Source organism: Clostridium aestuarii (genome assembly GCF_026735135.1).
Lineage (GTDB): Bacteria > Bacillota > Clostridia > Clostridiales > Clostridiaceae > Clostridium_H > Clostridium_H aestuarii.
Genome location: NZ_JAPQER010000001.1, coordinates 193,353 through 214,291, shown reverse-complemented (window position 1 = coordinate 214,291; position 20,939 = coordinate 193,353). Strand labels below are relative to the sequence as shown.

Annotated in this window: 19 protein-coding genes; 17 read left to right on the top strand and 2 right to left on the bottom strand. The window is 29.0% G+C overall.

Annotated features, from left to right (window positions below):
* Positions 1 to 322: 322 nt before the first annotated feature.
* The 3 genes from iolG (at position 323) to OW763_RS00900 (ending at position 3,809) form a co-directional block, all read left to right on the top strand.
* Complete coding sequence (iolG, locus tag OW763_RS00910) at positions 323 to 1,345, top strand: inositol 2-dehydrogenase (protein ID WP_268039182.1); 1,023 nt, start codon at positions 323 to 325, stop codon at positions 1,343 to 1,345.
* A 181-nt stretch (positions 1,346 to 1,526) separates the two neighbouring features.
* Positions 1,527 to 2,513: a LacI family DNA-binding transcriptional regulator gene (locus OW763_RS00905; RefSeq protein WP_268039181.1), complete on the top strand. Its 987-nt coding sequence runs from the start codon at positions 1,527 to 1,529 to the stop codon at positions 2,511 to 2,513.
* Between the two features lie 114 nt (positions 2,514 to 2,627).
* Positions 2,628 to 3,809 carry a pyridoxal phosphate-dependent aminotransferase gene (locus OW763_RS00900; RefSeq protein ID WP_268039180.1) on the top strand — a complete coding sequence of 394 codons (1,182 nt, stop codon included), beginning with the start codon at positions 2,628 to 2,630 and terminating at the stop codon, positions 3,807 to 3,809.
* Positions 3,810 to 3,894: 85 nt separating this feature from the next.
* Here OW763_RS00900 and OW763_RS00895 read toward each other — a convergent pair whose 3' ends face one another.
* The gene (locus OW763_RS00895) at positions 3,895 to 4,125 is read right to left on the bottom strand and encodes a hypothetical protein (protein WP_268039179.1); all 231 of its coding nucleotides are present in this window, start codon (positions 4,123 to 4,125) and stop codon (positions 3,895 to 3,897) included.
* 253 nt (positions 4,126 to 4,378) lie between these two features.
* Between OW763_RS00895 and OW763_RS00890 the strand changes: the two genes are divergently transcribed.
* The 9 genes from OW763_RS00890 to OW763_RS00850 all read left to right on the top strand — a co-directional run bounded on the left by OW763_RS00890 (position 4,379) and on the right by OW763_RS00850 (position 14,866).
* The gene (locus tag OW763_RS00890) at positions 4,379 to 5,257 is read left to right on the top strand and encodes a diacylglycerol/lipid kinase family protein (protein WP_268039178.1); all 879 of its coding nucleotides are present in this window, start codon (positions 4,379 to 4,381) and stop codon (positions 5,255 to 5,257) included.
* Between the two features lie 31 nt (positions 5,258 to 5,288).
* Complete coding sequence (locus OW763_RS00885) at positions 5,289 to 5,993, top strand: lysophospholipid acyltransferase family protein (RefSeq protein ID WP_268039177.1); 705 nt, start codon at positions 5,289 to 5,291, stop codon at positions 5,991 to 5,993.
* A 218-nt stretch (positions 5,994 to 6,211) separates the two neighbouring features.
* Positions 6,212 to 7,828: an ABC-F family ATP-binding cassette domain-containing protein gene (locus tag OW763_RS00880; protein ID WP_268039800.1), complete on the top strand. Its 1,617-nt coding sequence runs from the start codon at positions 6,212 to 6,214 to the stop codon at positions 7,826 to 7,828.
* 234 nt (positions 7,829 to 8,062) lie between these two features.
* Positions 8,063 to 8,893, top strand: coding sequence for an ABC transporter permease (locus OW763_RS00875; RefSeq protein ID WP_268039176.1), 831 nt, complete (start codon positions 8,063 to 8,065; stop codon positions 8,891 to 8,893).
* Position 8,894: 1 nt separating this feature from the next.
* A complete protein-coding gene (locus OW763_RS00870; RefSeq protein ID WP_268039175.1) occupies positions 8,895 to 9,677 on the top strand; it encodes an ABC transporter permease in 783 nt (260 codons plus the stop codon).
* Between the two features lie 16 nt (positions 9,678 to 9,693).
* Positions 9,694 to 10,734, top strand: a complete 1,041-nt coding sequence (locus OW763_RS00865) for an ABC transporter ATP-binding protein (RefSeq protein ID WP_268039174.1) — start codon at positions 9,694 to 9,696, stop codon at positions 10,732 to 10,734.
* 22 nt (positions 10,735 to 10,756) lie between these two features.
* On the top strand, positions 10,757 to 11,827 hold the full coding sequence (locus tag OW763_RS00860; RefSeq protein WP_268039173.1) for an ABC transporter substrate-binding protein: 1,071 nt from the start codon (positions 10,757 to 10,759) through the stop codon (positions 11,825 to 11,827).
* Between the two features lie 13 nt (positions 11,828 to 11,840).
* Entirely contained in the window at positions 11,841 to 13,544 is a 1,704-nt protein-coding gene (locus tag OW763_RS00855; protein WP_268039172.1) for an adenine deaminase C-terminal domain-containing protein, read from the top strand.
* A 17-nt stretch (positions 13,545 to 13,561) separates the two neighbouring features.
* Positions 13,562 to 14,866 carry an amidohydrolase gene (locus OW763_RS00850; protein WP_268039171.1) on the top strand — a complete coding sequence of 435 codons (1,305 nt, stop codon included), beginning with the start codon at positions 13,562 to 13,564 and terminating at the stop codon, positions 14,864 to 14,866.
* A 66-nt stretch (positions 14,867 to 14,932) separates the two neighbouring features.
* Here OW763_RS00850 and OW763_RS00845 read toward each other — a convergent pair whose 3' ends face one another.
* On the bottom strand, positions 14,933 to 16,024 hold the full coding sequence (locus OW763_RS00845; protein ID WP_268039170.1) for a GerAB/ArcD/ProY family transporter: 1,092 nt from the start codon (positions 16,022 to 16,024) through the stop codon (positions 14,933 to 14,935).
* A 200-nt stretch (positions 16,025 to 16,224) separates the two neighbouring features.
* Here OW763_RS00845 and OW763_RS00840 point away from each other — a divergent pair, with 200 nt between their 5' ends.
* The 5 genes from OW763_RS00840 to OW763_RS00820 all read left to right on the top strand — a co-directional run bounded on the left by OW763_RS00840 (position 16,225) and on the right by OW763_RS00820 (position 20,903).
* Positions 16,225 to 16,746, top strand: coding sequence for an ECF transporter S component (locus tag OW763_RS00840; protein WP_268039169.1), 522 nt, complete (start codon positions 16,225 to 16,227; stop codon positions 16,744 to 16,746).
* Positions 16,747 to 16,918: 172 nt separating this feature from the next.
* The gene (locus OW763_RS00835) at positions 16,919 to 17,833 is read left to right on the top strand and encodes a DUF4846 domain-containing protein (RefSeq protein WP_268039168.1); all 915 of its coding nucleotides are present in this window, start codon (positions 16,919 to 16,921) and stop codon (positions 17,831 to 17,833) included.
* A 123-nt stretch (positions 17,834 to 17,956) separates the two neighbouring features.
* A complete protein-coding gene (locus OW763_RS00830) occupies positions 17,957 to 18,919 on the top strand; it encodes a patatin-like phospholipase family protein (RefSeq protein ID WP_268039167.1) in 963 nt (320 codons plus the stop codon).
* Positions 18,920 to 19,114: 195 nt separating this feature from the next.
* On the top strand, positions 19,115 to 19,861 hold the full coding sequence (locus tag OW763_RS00825; protein WP_268039166.1) for a sulfite exporter TauE/SafE family protein: 747 nt from the start codon (positions 19,115 to 19,117) through the stop codon (positions 19,859 to 19,861).
* 82 nt (positions 19,862 to 19,943) lie between these two features.
* On the top strand, positions 19,944 to 20,903 hold the full coding sequence (locus OW763_RS00820; protein ID WP_268039165.1) for a D-2-hydroxyacid dehydrogenase: 960 nt from the start codon (positions 19,944 to 19,946) through the stop codon (positions 20,901 to 20,903).
* The last annotated feature ends 36 nt before the right edge of the window (positions 20,904 to 20,939 follow it).

Genomic DNA, 20,939 nt, shown 5'->3' with positions numbered 1-20,939 from the left:
CCTAAGAATGAATTTTAAAAATAGATAGTTTAAAAAAATTTAATTTCCTCAAATAATTAAAAAACTTTACATTTTTATTTTAGTTGTATATAATATGAGTAAAGACTCACTTAAACGTTTTAGTAAAGACACAAAAACGGTTTTAGCTGTAAATAAGCTATCCGTTATTTATTTTCTGAATTACTTAAACGTTTAAGCAAGTTATAGAAAATTATTGGAGCAATGATAAAAGACAAGCTTTAATGCTCTGTGAGTAATAATGAGTTAACAGTAAGTAGGGTTACTCATTAAAGTTAAATTATAATTTTAGGAGGTATTAAAAATGTCTAAAAAAATTAATGTTGGTGTTATTGGAACAGGAAGAATAGGAAAAATGCATACTAAAAATATAGTGAATAATTTTATAAATGTAAACGTTAAATCAGTTGCTGACATTTTTGTTAATGACGAAATTAGAGAATGGGCAGCTAACTTAGGAATAGAAAATGTTTATAAGGATTATAAAGAAATATTAAATGATTCAGAAATAGATGCAGTTCTAATTTGCTCTTCAACAGATACGCACTCACAAATAACAATTGAAGCTGCAAATGCAGGAAAACATATTTTCTGTGAAAAACCAATTGATTATGATATAGAAAGAATTGATGCAGCATTAGATGCTGTAAAAGAAGCAGGAGTTAAATTTCAAGTAGGATTTAATAGACGTTTTGACCATAACTTTAAACAAGTTAGGGATTTAGTAGAAGAAGGAAAAGTAGGGGATGTTCATATAGTAAAAGTTACATCAAGAGACCCAGAAGCACCTCCAATAGATTACGTAAAAGTATCAGGCGGAATTTTCTTAGATATGACTATACATGACTTTGATATGGTTAGATATCTTACAGGAAGTGAAGTTGAAGAAGTATATACGAATGCAGCAGTACTTGTAGATCCAGCAATAGGAGAAGCTGGCGATGTAGATACAGCTATAATAACTTTAAAATTTGCAAATGGAGCAATAGGAGTTATAGATAACAGTAGAAAAGCAGCATATGGATATGATCAAAGAGTAGAAGTATTTGGATCAAAGGGTGGAATAACTGTATCTAATGATACAAATAATTCCGCAGTGTTAAGCACAGAAGGTGGGGTGTTTAGTGAAAAACCTAAATATTTCTTTATAGAAAGATATAAAGATTCATTCTTAACAGAATTAACAGATTTCTTTGATGCAGTAGAAAATGATAAAGAAACTCCAGTACAAGGAATAGATGGATTAAAACCTGTGCTAATAGGTCTTGCAGCTACCAAGTCTTATAAAGAAGGAAGACCAGTAAAAATATCAGAAATAGAACTTTAATAAGATAGGTTATTTAGTTTATATTACTAAAAAGGGATGAATGGTTTTACTTTTATAAAACTTTTTATCCTCTTTTTTATTATATTAGCAAACAGTTTAAGAATAGTGCAACTCAATATTCTTTTAAAATGTATATTTTTATGATAGGATAGATACAAAAATAAATGAATGGATGATATATATGTCAACTACAATTAAAGATATTGCAAAAGAATTAAATATTTCTATAGCTACAGTTTCAAAAGCTTTAAATGATAGCTATGATATTAGTGATAAAACAAAAGATAAAGTTAGGAAAACTGCTAAAAAAATGAATTATAAACCTAATGCAATAGCACAAGGATTAGTTACTAATAAAACAAATACAATAGGACTTATTATTCCCGATATAACTAATCCCTTTTATCCCGAGATAGCTAGAGGTGTAGAAGAAAAATTAAATGAACATGGGTATAATGTATTTTTGTGCAATTCAAACTGGGAAGTGAAAAGAGAGAAAAAATATATAGATTTATTAATTAGTAAACAGGTAGATGGTATAATTTTAGCACATAGTGGGATGAAAAGTTGGTCTTTAGAGAATATAGATATTCCTATAGTAAGTGTAGCTACTAAAAGTGGATATAAAGAAGAAAATTTTGTTGTAATTGATGATAAAAAAGGTGGATATTTAGCAACAAAACATCTTTTAGAGAATGCATATAAAAAGATAATGTTTATAGGTGGACAAAACAGCATTGAAACCAATAGAATGCGTTTAGAGGGGTATAAGTTAGCACTGACAGAAGAAGGAATTGAATTAGATGAGACTTTGATTAAAAATGGTGATTTTACAAGGGAAAGTGGATATACACTAATAAAGAATTCTTTGAAGAAAGGAATTATACCAACAGGTGTTTTTGCAGGTACAGATATGTTAGCGCTTGGGGTTATGCAAGCTGTTCGTGAATATGGACTAAATATTCCAGAAGATATAGGTGTAATTGGATTTGATGATATATCTTTTGCACAGTTGCCTGAAATTTCACTTACAACTATAGCACAGCCTAAATATAATATGGGGGTAATTGCTGCAAAAACCATATTAGATAAAATTAATAATAAAGAAGTAGATAATACAGTTTTAAATCCTGAATTAATTTTAAGAAAAACAACAAGAAAAATTTAATAATGTATAAAATTTTTAAATTATATGTATGGTATAAATTAATGGTTTGTAGTAAAATGTTAAATAATTAAAGTCAGAGGGTTGGCGTATTTATAAATAAAAAGGGGCGATTTTATGTTTTCAGAAAAGGTTGTAGATAATTTAAGTAGGTCTTCATGGATAAGAGCAATGTTTGAAGAAGGTGCAAGACTTGCTGAAAAGTATGGGGCAGATAAGGTTTATGATTATAGTCTTGGAAATCCGTATGCAGAACCTCCAAAAGAGGTTACTGAGTCACTAAAAAAACATATCTTGAGTGATGAAAAAGGAATTCATAGATATATGAACAATGCTGGTTTTACTGATGTTCGCGAAAAAATAGCAAAATCTTTGGAAAAAGAAAGTGGAATTAAGCTTTCAAGTGAAAATATAGTAATGACAGTTGGAGCTGCTGGAGGGTTAAATGTTGTTTTAAAAGCGTTGCTTAATCAAGGAGAAGAAGTTATTGTGTTTGCACCATATTTTGTTGAGTATAATTTTTATGCAAATAATCATGGTGGAAAAACAGTAGTGGTTTCTCCTGATACTTCAACTTTTGAACCAAATTTAAATGAATTAGAAAAAAACATCACATCAAATACGAAAGCAGTTATTATTAATACTCCTAATAATCCTACTGGAGTTATATATGGAGAAGAAAAATTAAAGAATATTGCAATGATTGTTGCAAAAAAAGAAGATGAATATGGTACAGATATATTTGTAATTTCAGATCAACCATACAGTGAAATACTTTATGATGATATAAAACTTCCAAGCATACTTTCTATTTTTAATAATGCTATTATTGTAAATTCGTTTAGTAAATCATTAGGGCTTGCAGGAGAAAGAATAGGTTACATTGCAGCAAGTAACAAAATTAAAAATATAAATATGTTTATGAATGCTTTAAGTTTTTGTAATCGTACTTTAGGGTTTGTAAATGCTCCTGCATTATTTCAAAAGGTTGTGGGAGATGCAATAGATGCTAGAGTAGATATTACAGCATATAAAATGAGAAGAGATTTTTTATATGAAAATCTTACAAGACTTGGTTTTGAATGTGTGAAACCAAAAGGAGCGTTTTATCTTTTTCCTAAAGCACTTATTGAGGATGATGTAGAATTTGTAAAGAGAGCAATGAAATATAATTTATTGCTGGTACCAGGTAGTGGATTTGGATGTCCAGGATATTTTAGAATGTCCTACTGTGTGAGTTTTGAAATGATTAAAAATTCTATTTCTGCTTTTGAAAAATTGGTTCAAGAATTTAAGTAAGTTAAAGGGTTAATGATTTAATAAAACTATCAGAATGTAGCTAATACACTCTGATAGTTTTTGTTTGAATAAAAACTATATTAAGTTAAATGATATTTAATGCATTTTTAACTGATGCTGTAAATAAAGGATCTTTAGAAGTAGCTGTTATTTCATCATATATTTTTTGTGTTTCTATTGATTTTATATAATTTTTAACAGCTGCTACAATAGCATTATCAAATGAAGGTGTATAGCCTTTTTTTGAATACTCCTTTAATTTTACAACTAAATCTACAGGTAGTGAAAAAGTATAATCTTTAACTGAATTTTGCATATATTTGTACCTCCCTCAAAATACAACCATATTATATACCAATAAACATAAAATGTAAATAAAGTAAATTAGTGAAAACGGTATCTAATTTATTTTTTATAAATTATAACTGACAGAGGAGAATTGACAGTAATTATCCTCTGTCACCGAGTAACTGAATAGTGTAATTGATGTTTAATAATGTGGTTTTCTGATATAATATAAAATGAAATTACTAAAGAGACATATATTTTCAAACGAAAGAGGTAAAGTAATGAAACACTTATTTATTATAAATCCTAAAGCTGGTAAAGGGAAAGCAAGTGAGATTATACCAGAAATCAAGAATATATTTAAAGAAATAGATGAGGAGTTTATTATTGAAATAACTGAAAGACAAGGACACGCTACTGAATTAGTTAGAAATTATGTAAATAAAGAAGATTATAGAGTTTATTCTGTTGGTGGTGATGGAACTCTTAATGAAGTTTTGAATGGTATGGTTAATAGTAATAGCTGTCTTGCAGTTATACCTAGTGGAAGCGGCAATGATTTTGTAAGAAGTATTAATAAAGGAACTTCTGTTAAAGAAATATTAAAAAGCACTATATTTGGAAAAACTGAAATGCTAGATTTAGCAAAGATTAATGATAGATATTTTATAAATATTTCTTCTGTAGGTATTGATGCGGAAGTAACAAATAACGCTAGAAAATTAAAAACATTTCCCTTTATTTCAGGGGGGGTAGCTTATATATTAAGTATTTTTATGACAATATTTACTTATAAATATAAACATATTAAGTTAAAAATTGATGATAAAGAAATAAAATCTCAAATAACACTATTAGCAATTGCAAATGGAAAATATTATGGTGGAGGTATGAAAGTATCTCCTTATGCAGATTTACAAGATGGTATTTTGGATATCTGTGTTATTGATAAACTAAGTAAAATGAAAATACTAGTTTTATTCCCAAAGCTTATGAAAGGAAAACATTCTGATATAAAAGAAGTATCCTTTTATAAAGGTAAAAAGATAACATTGATATCAGAAAAAGGAATCTTGGTAAATATTGATGGGGAATTAATAAAAGTTCAACAAATTGATTTACAGATAATTCCTAAGAGTATAAAAGTTATTATTCCATAATAATACACTAAAGAAAGAGGGAGAAGGACAAATGATTAAATTACTTTGGTATACATATTTTGGAGTTTATCTTTTGCTAAATAGCATAATAGGAGGCGTGAAAATACTTTTTTTAAGAAAAAAATCAGTTAAACTTGTAGATGAATATGTTTATGAAAAGGTTAAGGCTATATCGGATCATGTTTTAAAAAAAACTGAGACTAAAACTTATGTAAGAGGAGTGGAAAATATTCCAGATGAACCTTGTGTTTTTGTGGCAAATCATCAAGCAATTTTTGATGGCTTTATTTTAGTTTCAAATTTGAACAGGCTTACAGGCTTTATTGCGAAACAAGAGATAAAAAAAATTCCTCTGGTTAGAACCTGGTTAAGTGCAATGCATACTGTATATATTGATAGAAAAAACATTCGAGAAGGTATAAAAGCTATTAACGAAGGTGTAGAAAATTTAAAAAAGGGATATTCTATGATTATTTTTCCAGAAGGAACGAGAAGTTTAAAATCAGAAATGATAGATTTTAAAAGAGGAAGTATGAAACTAGCACTTAAAGCTAATGTACCTGTAGTGCCTATTACTATAGATGGGACATATAATGTTTTAGAAGTTGGAAATAAAGTAAGAGGTAACAATTTAAAAATGGTAGTTCACAAACCTATATATTTAGAAAAGTTATCTGTAGAAGAAAAAAAGAAATTAGCTAAAATTACCCATGATATAATTGAAAGTGCACTATGATGACTAAGTTTAAAGATGAAATTTTTTAAGTATAGGGCAGTTAATAGCTAAATTATGATGTTTTCAACAAGTTATTTGAATTAAAGTGTTTAATAATTTTAAAAAAAAGTGTATAATTTAGTGAGTGAGATTGAAAATTGCACAGTGATTTGTGCAATTTTTTGTTTGAAAAAGTTGGAAGGAGGATGTTATACAAATAGTTGTATAACAAATTTAATTTGATTACAGTTACTGGTTTAGGATTGAGATTTGGAGATAGAAAATTATTTGATGATGTAAATGTAAAATTTACTCCGGGAAATTGTTATGGAGTAATAGGTGCAAATGGTGCAGGAAAATCAACATTTTTAAAGATTTTATCTGGTGAAATAGAACCAAATGAAGGACAATTATCTATAACACCAGGTGAAAGATTAGCGGTATTAAAACAAAACCACTTTGAATTTGACGAATGTGTTGTTTTAGATACAGTAATTATGGGACACAAAAGACTTTATGAAATAATGCAAGAAAAAGATGCTCTTTATCAAAAAGCAGATTTTACTGAAGCGGATGGAATAAAAGCATCTGAATTAGAAGGAGAGTTTGCAGAGTTAGATGGTTGGGAAGCTGAAACAAATGCAGAAAAGCTTTTAATGGGCTTAGGTGTAGATAAAGAATTATATTCAAAGCAAATGAAAGATATAAAAGCTGGTGAGAAGGTGAAAGTTTTATTAGCTCAATCACTTTTTGGTAATCCAGATATTCTTTTATTAGATGAGCCTACAAACCATTTAGATTTTAAAGCGATAAATTGGTTAGAAGAATTTTTATTAAATTATGAAAAGACAGTTATAGTAGTATCACATGATAGACATTTTTTAAATAAAGTATGTACCCATATGCTGGACATTGATTTTGGTAAAGCAAAATTATTTGTTGGTAACTACGATTTTTGGTATGAGTCTAGCCAATTAGCGTTAAAATTAATGAAAGATCAAAATAAGAAAAAAGAAGAGAAAATTAAAGAACTGCAAAACTTTATTGCAAGATTTAGTTCAAATGCTTCAAAAGCAAAACAAGCTACGTCAAGAAAGAAACTTTTAGATAAGATTGATGTAGAAGATATTCAACCATCATCAAGAAGATATCCTTTTGTTGGATTTACACCGGAAAGAGAAGCTGGGAAAGATATTTTAAGAGTTGATGGCATAAGTAAAACAATTGATGGAGTAAAAGTTTTAAATAATATTTCTTTCATTTTAAATAAAGGAGAAAAGATAGCTATTCTTGGAAGAAACGAAATTGCAAGAACAGCTTTGTTTAAAATTTTGACGGGTGAGATGGAACCGGATGAAGGCACGTTTAAATGGGGAGTTACTATTAAAAAAGCATATTTCCCAAAGGATAATGAAAGATATTTCGAAGATGTTAATTTGAATTTGATAGATTGGTTAAGACAATATTCTGAAGAGAAAACAGAAACTTTTATTAGAGGTTTCTTAGGTAAGATGTTGTTTTCTGGTGAGGAGCCTTTGAAAATGGTAAAGGTGCTTTCTGGAGGAGAAAAGGTAAGATGCATGTTCTCAAAATTAATGCTTTCCAATGCAAATGTATTAATTCTTGATGAGCCAACAAATCATTTGGATTTAGAATCTATTCAAGCTGTTAATAATGGATTGATAGCCTTTAAAGGAACAATGCTTTTAGCATCTCATGATCATAAGTTCATACAGACTATTGCCGATAGAATTATTGAATTAACACCAAATGGAGTTTTTGATAAACAAAGTACTTTTGATGAATTCTTAGAAGATGAAGATGCTCAAAATACAATTGAAAATATGTATAAATAATATAACATAAAAAACAAAGTCATTGAATTTGGATTCACCAAATTTGAATGACTTTGTTTTTTTATTATGCAATTTTTTAAGTTATATATTGACTAAGAAAATATCAAATGTTATACTAAAGTGAATTTTAATTAATTTATGCTCAATAAAGTTCGTTACATTACGAAAGTTAACTTAGTATTAAAATGATTAAGTTCAAAAAAGATTTTTATTTACAAGAAAGGAAGAATCCTTATGAAGAAAAACAAATGGTTATATTTATTATTGGTTCCTGGTATTGCATTGATATTAGTGTTTTTATTCATACCGATTATTAACATAATAATACCTACTTTTTATGGTAAAACAGGTATTAGCTTTGATAAGTATGTTGAGTTTTTTAAAGATGAATATTATGTTTCAATCTTTAAAAGAACTTTAAAAATTGCGCTAATTACATCGGTTATCACTATGGTATTAGGAATACCAGTTGCTTATTTTATTTCTAGAAGCAATAAGAATATAAGAGGAGCATTGATTGCTTGTACAGTTTTCCCTCTTTTAACCAATTCCGTTGTAAGATCCTTTGCATGGATGACCATTTTAGGTAAGAATGGAATAATAAATACATTTCTTATGAATGTAGGTCTTATCAAAGAGCCATACAAACTTTTGTATACAGAGAGTGCTATTATTGTAGGTACGGTTTATTTATTTCTTCCACTAATGGTAGTATCCTTAGTTGGAGTTATGGAAAATATAGAAAATGATTTATTAGAAGCTGCGGAAAGTTTAGGAGCAAGTAGAATTAAAGCTTTTTTCAAAGTAGTATTTCCTTTAAGTATACCTGGAATTATTGTTGGAAGTGTTTTGGTTTTCACAGGATCATTAACTGCGTATACTACACCACAATTATTAGGTGGAAATAGGAATATGGTATTATCTACATTAATATATCAAAAGACCATGACACTTGGAGATTGGAATTCAGCTTCTGTAGTAGCAGCTATTATGAGTATAACTACTGTAACTATAATTTTTGTAATAAACAAATTAGCTAGTAGGTTAAATGAAAGAGGTGTTTAAAATGAAGAAAAGTAAACTACTGACGTTTTTTGTAACTTTAATTTATATGTTTTTGTTTGCACCTTTAGTGATAATTGTAACGACAGCGTTTGGGTCTAAAACATATATTACTTTTCCGCCTCAAGGCTTTAGTCTTAAGTGGTTTTCAAATATATTTAGTTCGGAAATGTTTATGAGAACTTTTAAAATGAGTATTGAAATTTCGGTGTTAGCTACAATAATAGCACTTATTGTTGGAATACCAGCAGCATATTCATTGAGCAGATATGAGTTTAAAGGAAAATCAATTTTAAAGAATATCTTTTTTTCTCCAATAATAGTGCCTGGTATAGTTTTTGGATTTGCATTGTTTAATTTTATCATAATAAAGTTAAGATTACCTATTTTTACAAGTCTAATAATAGGTCATACTGTTATAATCATTCCTTATATAATAAGGGTTATTGCTTCAAGTCTTGAAAGTTTTGATTATTCAATAGAAGAAGCTGCTATAAGTTTGGGTTCTGGCAGTATAAAAACTTTTTTTCTTGTAGTATTTCCGAATATAACATCAGGGGTTATAGCTGCATTTATGTTGGCATTTATTAATTCATTTAATAATGTGCCTGTATCCATATTTTTAACAGGACCTGGAGTAAGTACTCTGCCAATTACTATGATGAGCTATATAGAATATAACTACGACCCTACAGTATCAGCTCTTTCGGTTGTTCTAATGATTATGACTATTATAATAATGTTCATTGTAGAAAAAACTTTAGGATTAAGTTATTTTTCAAAATAGATTTTGGAGGGGTATTATGGCGGTAATAAATTTAGAAAGTATAAAAGTATCATATGATGGAAAAATAGATGTACTAAAAGATTTAAATTTAGATGTACAAGAAGGAGAATTAGTTTCTTTATTAGGACCCAGTGGCTGTGGAAAGACTACTACTTTAAGGGTTATTGCAGGATTTATAGAACCTACTGGTGGAAAGTTTATTTTTAAAGATAAAGATTATACTAAAGTTTCTGTTCATAAGAGAAACTTTGGTATTGTATTTCAAAGCTATGCATTGTTTCCTCATTTAACGGTTTTTGATAATGTAGCTTTTGGATTAAAAATGAGAAAGACAAATAAAGAAGAAATTAATGAAAAGGTTAATAAAATATTAGAAATTGTTGATTTACAGGATTATAAAAACAGATATCCAAAAGAATTATCAGGTGGGCAAAGACAAAGGGTTGCAATAGCTAGGTCACTTGTTATAAAACCTGATCTTTTGCTTTTAGATGAACCACTAAGCAATCTTGATGCAAAATTAAGATTAAAAATGAGAGTAGAAATAAGAAGACTTCAACAGAAATTAGGAATAACTACAGTTTTTGTTACTCATGATCAGGAAGAATGTTTTTCTATTTCTGATAAGGTGGCAGTTATGAATAAGGGAGTTATTGAGCAGTATGATACTCCTGAAAATATTTATAATTATCCATCTACAGAGTTTGTAGCTAGATTTGTAGGGTTCGAAAATTTTTTGGATTTTGAAGTAATAGGTGAAAAGACTTATGAGTCAAATTCAGGAGTTAAATTTACTTGTGATTATGAAAATAAGTTAAATTCTAAAAATGTTAAAGGAACTATAAGACCTGATGATATAGAAATATTAAGAGAAAATAAAGAAGAAAATGTTATAAAGGGAGTGATTGGGATTCGCACATATTTAGGGGAAAAATACCAATACACAGTGGAAACGGATTTAGGAACTTTAGTTGTGAATGAGAGCAGTGATATAAAGTATAAGCAAGGTGATAAGGTAAAACTATATTTACCTTCAAATAAAATAATATTAGTATAAAAAACTTAGGAGGATTGTAGATATGAAGAAGAAAATAGCTTTATTTTTAACATCAATTCTAGTTACTGCAGCATTTGTAGGATGTGGTGAAAATAAACAAGCAAAAACAGACAAAAAGGATAGCAGTGAACCAACTGAACTTGTAATTTCAACTTGGGGATATAGTGAAGATAAGCTTTGGGAGAATGTATTTAAACCATTTGAAAAAGCAAACAATGTAAAAATAGTATTGGAAACAGGAAATAACTCTGAAAGATTAACTAAATTAAAGACAAATCCAAATAGTAATATTGACATAGTATACTTGGCAGAAGGTTTTGCACAAGATGGAATTAAAGAGGGATTATTTGAAAAAGTGGACTATAGTAAAATACCAAATGCTGAAAAAATAACAGAAAAAGCTAAATACTTAATAAATCAAGGTTATGGACCAGCATATACTTTAAACAGAGCTGCTATAGCATATGATCCATCAAAGGTTGATGGTGAAATTAAATCATGGAATGACTTGTGGAATGCATCTTTAAAGGGTAAAGTATCAATACCAGATATAACTACTACTTTTGGACCTTCAGTTGTATATACTGCAGCAGCTAAAGCCGGAGCTGATGTTAAAGGTGATAATGGAGAAGCTGCTTTTAAAGAATTAGAAGCTTTAAAACCTAACTTAGTAAAAACATATAAAAGATCATCAGATCTTGCAAATATGTTCTCAAGTGGAGAAATAACAGCAGCTGTTATAGCAGATTTTGCATATCCTAAAGTGGTAGAATCAAGTCCTAATGTTAAATTCATTGACCCAGAAGAAGGTGCTTACTTAAATTTTAACACAATAAATGTAGTTAAAAGTTCAAAAAATAAAGAATTAGCTTTAAAATTTATAAACTATGCATTAAGTGAAGAAGTTCAAACGAGAACAGCTAAAGCATTAGGAGAATCTCCTGTAAATGTTGAAGTGAAACTTTCAGAAGAAGAAAGCAAAAACTTAACATATGGCGAAAGCTTAGAAAAATCAAATGTTATCGATTATAAATTTGTAAATTCTGTAAGAACAAGTTGGATTGATAAATGGAATAGAATTTTAAATCAATAGGGATGATAAAATTATGAAGGTAGATTTATTAATAAAAAATGCATTGATATATAACACATACTTTAAAAAATTTATTTACTCAAATGCTGCTGTTGTAAATGATAAGTTTTTATACGTTGGAAATAAATGTGTTGAGGAGTTAAAACCAAAGAAGGTTATAGATGCTGAAGGAATGTATATGATTCCGGGGTTAATTGATATTCATATGCATATTGAAAGCTCTATGACAACTCCACCTCATTTTGCCCAAGCAGTGGTACAACATGGAGTGACTACAATAGTTGCTGATCCTCATGAAATAGCTAATGTGTTTGGAATAAAGGGAATAGAAGCTATGATAAAATGTTCTAATCAGGATGCCGTAGATATATTCTACGGTGTTCCTAGTTCTGTTCCATCAACTTCAGCATATCTTGAAACTACTGGAGGAAGCATTGGAATTGAAGAGGTTTTAAAATTGATACAGTCCTATGATATGTGCTGTCTTGGTGAGGTTATGAATTTTAAAGATCTAATAAGTGATGATAAAACGTTGATAAAATCTATAATAGAGATTATAAAAAAAGAAAAATCATTTATGAAAATAGAAGGACATTGTCCTAAAATAACAGATTTAGATCTTGCTAAATTTATATATGGTGGTGTGGATTCAGATCATACACAACAGACTGTTGAATCATTGAAAGAAAAAATTGAAAATGGAATGTTTATGGAAATTCAGAAAAAGTCTTTGACAGAGGAAAATATAAAGTTTTTAATAGATAATAATTTGTATGAACATTTTTGTCTTGTAACTGATGATGTTATGGCAGATGAATTGATAGAGGGACATTTGAATCTTCTATTAAAGAAATCTGTAGAACTAGGTATGTCTGTAGAAAATGCTATATATGTAACTACACATACTCCTGCTAGAAGAATGGGGTTCAATGACAGAGGTGCTATTGCTCCAGGTAAAAAAGCAGATTTTATTTTAATAAGTGATATAAATAAATTTAATATAAAATTTGTATATAAGAGTGGAAAAGAAGTATTCTGTGGAGAAAATAGATATACTCAACATGAAAAATGTTTCCCTGAAAGCTTTTATAATAGTGTCAATTTAGGTTATATTGATACGGATTACTTTAGAGTTTCTTCTCCAGTGCATGATGGTGAAGTGTGCTGTAGAGCTATTAAAGTTAATCCTGATAGTACATTTACAAATGAGGTAAAGGTTAATATAAATGCTAAAGACGGAAATCTTGATTGGCATAAGTCAGAATACTGTTTGGTTTCTGTATTAAACAGGTATACAGAAGAGAAAAATAAATCTTTTGGGTTTGTTACAGGAAGTATAATTGAAAGCGGAGCAATAGCATCTACTTATGCCCATGATCAGCATAATCTAATTGTAATGGGAAAAAATTCTGAAGATATGGCAATAGCTGTTAACTGGATTATAGAAAATAATGGCGGATATTGTGTTGTCAAGGATGGCAAAATAGTAGCTGGAGTTGAGCTGCCTGTGGGAGGAATTTTGTCAGAAGATAGCATAGATGTTTTAGCGTATAAATTAAAGAAAGTAAGAGAAGCGCTTAAGGATTTAGGGTATAGACATATGAATGAAATAATGTCTTTCAGTACTTTATGTCTTCCGGTAAGCCCAGCCTTGAAAATAACAGATAAAGGTCTTATAGATGTAAAAAAACAGAAGGTTGTAAGTTTGTTTTATTAAATGTGGGAGAGAGTAAAATGAGCATATTGATAAAAAATGTAAATGTCATAACAATGAATAAAAATAAAGATATTATAGAAGATGGAGTTGTAGTGGTAGAGGATAATTTGATTGTAGATGTAGGAGATAGAAGTCTTATATCAAAATATCTTGATAGTGAGATAATAGATGGGGAAGATGGCATACTAATTCCTGGAATGGTGAATGCTCATACTCATGCTTCTATGGTTGTATTTAGGAGCTTGGGAGATGATGTTTCTGATAGACTTCAAAAATATATATTTCCTTTAGAAAAAAATTTAGTAGATAAGCAGCTTGTATATGCTGGAGCAAAATATGCTGTAGCTGAAATGTTGCTAGGCGGAGTTACAACTTTTGCAGATATGTACTATTTTGAAGACGAGGTAGCAAAGGCTGTACAGGAAGCTGGAATGAGAGCTGTACTCGGAGAAACAGTGGTTAATTTTCCTGCGCCAGATTCAAATGAGCCATATGGAGGGCTAGAGTACAGCAAATGGTTTGTTGAAAAATGGAAGGAAAGTGAGCTTATAACGCCTGCTATTGCACCACATGCACCTTATACAAACAGTGAAGAAAGCTTGAAAAAAGTTTTGGAAATATCCGAAAAATATGATGTCCCAATTTTAATGCATGTAGCTGAAATGAAATATGAATTTGAGGAATATGTAAAGAAATATGATATGACTCCTACTGCTTATTTAGATAGTATCGGTATGTTAAATAAGAGACTAATAGGTGCACATTTTATTCATGTAACGGATGAAGATTTAAAGATTTTGAAGATGAGAGAAGTTGGCATATCCCACAATGTAGGGGCAAATTCAAAAGGTGGAAAAGGCACTGCACCAGCAGTTGAAATGTATAAATACGGATTAAAGATAGGGTTAGGTACTGATGGAGCTATGAGTGGTAATACTTTAGACATAATGACTCAGATGGCTCTAGTTGGAAAGGTGCATAAACTTGTAAATGAAGATAGAACACTGTTCCCTGCCAGTGAAATTTTAGAAATGGCAACTATGGGAGGAGCTAGAGCGTTAAGTATGGATGCTGAAATAGGTTCAATCGAAATAGGAAAAAAAGCTGACCTTGTGATAGTAGAAACAAAATCTATCAATATGCAGCCTGTATATGATTACTATTCTGTTTTGGTATATTCAGCTAATCCTTCTAATGTAGATACTGTAATGGTAAACGGAAAAATACTTGTGAAAAATAAATCTATTAAATCGTTGGATATGAGTGATGTTACTTATCAGCTTAGAGAAATTAAAGAGAAAATACAAAATTTCAACGTTTGAATTTTATGAGGATGAAAACATATAGTAAGTAGAATAAATTAAGTATTTTTAAATTTATTTTACTTACTATATGTTTTTTAACTTTTTCTTTTTAACTTCAGCAGTAATAAGTGTGATTATAGGAAAAATTACCTGAAAAGGAAAATGATAATAAGGCCATATTCGTATATTGAAGTTAAAATAATGCATTACGCTGTCATATTGGAAATAAGATAAATTAATTACAAGTAAAGCTATAGGAATTATTATAAATTTATAGTTTTGGTATCCAAATAATTTGGTTATTCCTTTACAAATACAAAGCAGTAATATACTTATTTTAACAAAACCACCTAAGATAAATGTTATGACTATAAGTATATCTATTCTTTGGAGTATATCTCCAATAACTATTTTTGAAATAGTAGCAAAAGCGGGATAATATACTAATCCAGCAGTATTTACTCCTAATACTAGAATATTAGTTATAGAAAGTATAGATAAGTAGACCCCACTTATTAATAATCCTTTAATATAGATTTTATAAGGAGATTTTGGAGTTTCAAAATTTGAAAAAGCCATAGTAAATACTACTATTTGAATAAGTGGAAATGTAAATGTACTAAAAGTTCCTTTCAAAATCGGTTTAATACCATCTTGTAGTATAGGAAGAATATTATTTATTTTCATATTAGGAATTGATAATAATACTATAGTAAGTAAAGTGATAATAGGTACAATTACAAAAGATTCTGACCATCTACCCAAAACAGTAAGACCTTTTTTTACCCCAAAAGCACATAATATTGCCAAAAATATGTTTAATATAATGGTAGGAGTGTAATGTAAATTAACTACATTAATAAAAAAGCTATAAGTAACTAGAATATCAGAAACAAAATAAAAAACAAACCAAGTATATAAAAGTATCATTAATTTCCCAACAAATTTTCCAAAACAAATTTCAAGAATATCGAACAAATCTTTCCCTGGAAAAAGAGTGTGAAGTCGTGTATATATAAGCACCATAGGTAATGTTATTAATATTGCTAAAATAAAAGCTAACCATGCATCCTTTTTAGCTTCTAAACCCATTACAAAGATTGAATTTGAACCTGTAAAAAACAAAATTATGATGGATATATATTGTTTATCAGAAAGAGTCTCTTTATTATTCATTATTTAATTTACCTCAATTATAAAATCTTTTCATATATATGTTAACCAATTAATTGATTTTAATGAGGAATTAAGTAGGGGAATTACAAATTGAACTAAATTGTATCCATACATTTGACGAAAAAGTATTATGAGTTTACAATACAAAAAAAGGCAATATATATATAAATAGTTAATATCCATTAAAGGGAGGAGTTATTATGAAAATAAAAAGAGTTGTATTAATAGGACTTTTTGCAGCAATATGTTTTATAGGAACAGCTATGCACATTCCAATAGCTTTAGGTGGAAGTAATTCTATGATACATTTGGGAACAACAGCTATATTTATTGCAGCTATTTTAATAGGTAAGGATGCAGCATTAGCTGGAGCTATTGGTTGTGCATTGTTTGATGGAATGAATCCAATGTTTACAGCATGGGTTGTACCTACATTTATAGTAAAAGGATTAACAGGATATGCAGCAGGCAAAATAGCATTTGCAGGTAATAAAAAGGGAAATAGCATGAAACAAAATATTTTAGCATTCATAGTAGGTGGATTGGTATCACTATTTGGATACTTTATAGTTAATTGGTTGGTTTTTGTTGGTTTCCATACAGCTATGCTAAAAATGATAACATCATTATCGACAACAGCACTTGGAGTTGCAATAACAATCCCTATAGCAGCAGCAATTAAACCAATAATCAATAAAAGTGGAATTAATTTGGAAGCTTAAAAATTAATAAAATCTGGGTAAAACAATAGAGATAATAAAACTTCTTAAGAATTTTGGAATAAAAATTCTTAAGAAGTTTTTTGTCATATTGTTTTAACTTTTGAGGTGAATAAATATATTATAGTTAATTTATAATGTTTTAGTGATTCAAAATGGAAAGGTAGGTATATATATGATAAAAAAGGTTTTATTAGTTTGCATTAGTATAGTAACAGCTTTTTCTGCAACTTCGTGTAATAAGGTTGATATGAAAAAATCTCAAATTGCTACAGAAAAATCTATTAAAAACCCAGATATAAAGGATGAGAACCAGGGAAAAGAGTACGATGTTATCAATAAAAAAGGTAAAACGATAGAAGAAAGATTTAATGTTCCAAAAGGATTTGAGAGAATAAGTATAAAGAAAAATTCTTTTGGCGACTATTTAAGAAAACTTCCATTAAAGACTCATGGATCAAAAGTGTTATATTATGATGGAAGAGAAAAAATAAGAGATAATGTTTATATTGGTGTTGTGGATATGGATATTGGAGATAGAGATTTGCAGCAGTGTGCAGATGCAGTTATGAGGTTAAGAGGAGAGTATTTATACAAAAATAAGGAGTATGATAAAATTCACTTTAACTTTGTAAGTGGATTTAACTGCAGTTATTCAAAATGGATGGATGGTTATAGAGTTGGTATTAAAAATGATAAAGCTTACTGGAAGAAGAAATATAATCCATCGAACAACTATGAAAGTTTCAGAAAATATATGAATGTAGTGTTTGCATATGCAAGTACTCTATCATTAGAAAAAGAACTAATCCCCATTTCAAAAGATTCTATGAAAATTGGAGATGTTTATATAAAGGGAGGAAGTCCAGGCCATGCAGTAATAGTTGTGGATATGGCTAAAAACAAGAAAACAGGAGAAAAAGTTTTTATGATTGCTCAAAGTTATATGCCAGCACAGGATATACAGATATTATGCAACAATGATAATAGCTTGTTCAGCCCCTGGTACAATTTGAATTTTGAGGATAAATTATATACACCTGAATGGACTTTTGATGAGGATATGTTGAGGAGATTTAAAGAAAATTAAATAATTTTAGAATTCATGAATATAATGTAACAAAGTATACATATACAGGTGATTTGTCATAAAGTAAAATTTAATTTAGATAGAACGTTAGAAATGTTAATTAATAGATAAAAAGGGGGAAGTATGCCTAGAAAAATTGATGCTGTTTTCGAAGGCGGAGGAGTTAAAGGAATAGCTTTTGTAGGTGCAATATGTTATCTTGAAGAAAAAGGCTATAGATGGCAAAATTGTGCTGGAACATCGGCAGGTGCTATTATAGCGGCGCTTTTAGCTGTAGGATATACTGGTAAAGAAGTGAAAGAGGTAATACTTAAAACAGACTATAGTAAATTTTTAGATAAAAATATGATACAATCTATTTCTTGTATGAAATATTTGGGAGACTTTTTTGAAAAAATATCCCATATTTATAATTTGTTTAAGGATAAAGGAATGAATAGTGAGGATTATATAGAAAAATGGATGGAAAATCTCCTTAAAGTAAAAGGAAAAACAAAGTTTAAAGATATAAGTGTTAATGGAAAATCAAAGCTTAAAATAATTGCTTCAGATATTACAAAGAGAAATATATTGATTTTACCAGATGATCTTTATAAATATGGAATAGATCCAATGGAGTTTGAAATTGCTAAGGCTGTAAGAATGAGTATCAGCATTCCTTATTTTTTTAAACCTGTAAAACTTCATTACGATAATAAAATGAGTTATATAGTAGATGGTGGGATTTTAAGTAATTTTCCTGTATGGATATTTGATGTAAAAGGGAAACCTAAATTTCCAACCTTTGGATTTAATCTTGTGGATGATGAAAAAAGTTATACACAGCAGGGAAAAAATGATATTATCTCATTTTCACTTGATATGATTACTACTATAATTAATAGAAATGAAGATATATATGTTAGAGATAAGGATGTAGTAAGGACTATATTCATTCCTACATTAGGAGTAAAAACAACTGAGTTTGATATAACAAAAGAAACTAGCCAAAAGCTTTTTGATTCGGGATATGTCAGTGCAAAACAATTCTTGCATAAATGGAATTTCCGAAATTATATAATGAGATACAGAACAGAAGCTGAATAGGCTCCTGATTTTGTTCTATAATAAATTATAAAAATTTAAAATTGTTGATAACTTTGTTAACTGCTAGTATAAGCTTGCTGATACAGCATGTAAACTAAGAAAAGTGCGTAGCACTTTTCTTAAAATATGATATAATATACAAAATATTTAAATAATAAATACTGTTCATTATTATTTGTAAAAAGGGGGTAAAAAATGAAATTATTAATGGTTCTAGCTGCAGGGGTAGTGGCTGGTTTTATAAACACATTAGCAGGAGGAGGCTCGCTGCTGACTATGCCTTTATTAATTTTTTTAGGGCTTCCTTCGGTAGTGGCAAATGGTACAAATAGAGTTGCTTTAATGGTACAAAACATTGTTGCAGTTACAAATTTCAAGAAAAAAGGATATTTTGATATTAAATTTAGTTTAATGCTGGGTATTCCAGCAATTATAGGTTCTATTGTAGGAGCAAAAATAGCCATTAAGCTTCCAGATGAGGTTTTTAATAAAATTCTTGGTGTAATTATGATAATTGTTGTTATATTTATAATCTGGCAACCTCAAAAGAGAATTGCGTCAATGAAAAAAGAATTAACAAAAAAGCATAAAGCTTTAGCTTCAATAGTTTTTTTCTTTGTTGGAATATATGGAGGATTAGTTCAGGCTGGAACTGGGTTTATAGTTATAATATCATTAACACTGATTACTGGATTTTCTCTTGTGAAAATAAATAGCTTAAAGGTATTTGTAATTGCCATGTATATGGTTTCAGCGCTACTTGTTTTTATAGTGAACGGAAAAGTAGATTGGCTTTTAGGATTGACTTTGGCTGTTGGAAATGGTTTAGGGGGATATATAGGCAGCAATTTTGCTGTTAAAAAAGGAGATAAATATATAAGAATTGTTTTATTTGTTGCAGTCTTACTTATGGCTGGTAAACTATTAGGAATATATAAATGAGGAAATCTTACATTCCACATTTGAAATTTTTAATTATGCAATTCCCTGAAACAATAAAATATAGACAAAGGAGATTATACGGATGTTAAAAATAGTAATATTAGATGCAAATACTTTAGGAAGTGATATTGATTTAAAAGTTTTTGATAAGTTTGGAGAAGTTAAAGTTTATGATACAACTGATGAAAAAGAAGTTGTACAGAGAATAAAAGATACGGATATAATAATAACTAATAAAGTAGTTTTAAATGAAGAAAATCTAAAATATGCTGAAAAAGTAAGACTGATATGTATAGCAGCTACAGGTACAAATAATGTAGATTTAGAATATGCAAGTGCAAATAATATAGGAGTTGCTAATGTTGCAGGTTATTCTACTAACAGCGTTGTGCAACACACTTTCGCTGCGATGTTTTATTTATTGGAACACTTGAATTACTATGATAAATATACAAAGAGTGGAGAGTATTGCGAGAGTACGCTATTTACCCATTTTTCAAAAACGTTTTATGAACTTAATGGTAAGATTTGGGGAATAATAGGTTTAGGAGAAATAGGAAGAGGTGTAGCTAAAATAGCTGAAAGCTTTGGATGTAAGGTGATTTATTATTCTGCATCAGGTAGAAATAATAACCTGAATTATGAGAGAAAAGAACTTGAACAGTTGTTAAAAATAAGTGATATAGTTTCAATCCATTGTCAACTTAATGAAGAAACAGAAAATCTAATAACTTTGGACAAATTAAATATTATGAAAGAATCTGCATTCTTAATAAATGTCGGTAGAGGCAAAATAGTAAATGAATATGATTTAGCTAAGGCTTTAGATAAAAAAATAATTGCAGGTGCAGCTTTAGATGTTATATCAAAGGAGCCTATTAATAAAGATAATCCATTGTTAAAAATAAATAATAAAGATAGGTTACTTATAACTCCACATATTGCGTGGGCAAGCTTTGAAGCTAGAAAAAAACTTATAGATGAAATAGTATTAAATATTGAAGCATTTATAGATGATGAAAAGAGAAACTATGTAGTTTAAACTTAAAAAACAGACTAATTGATAAATTTGTCAATT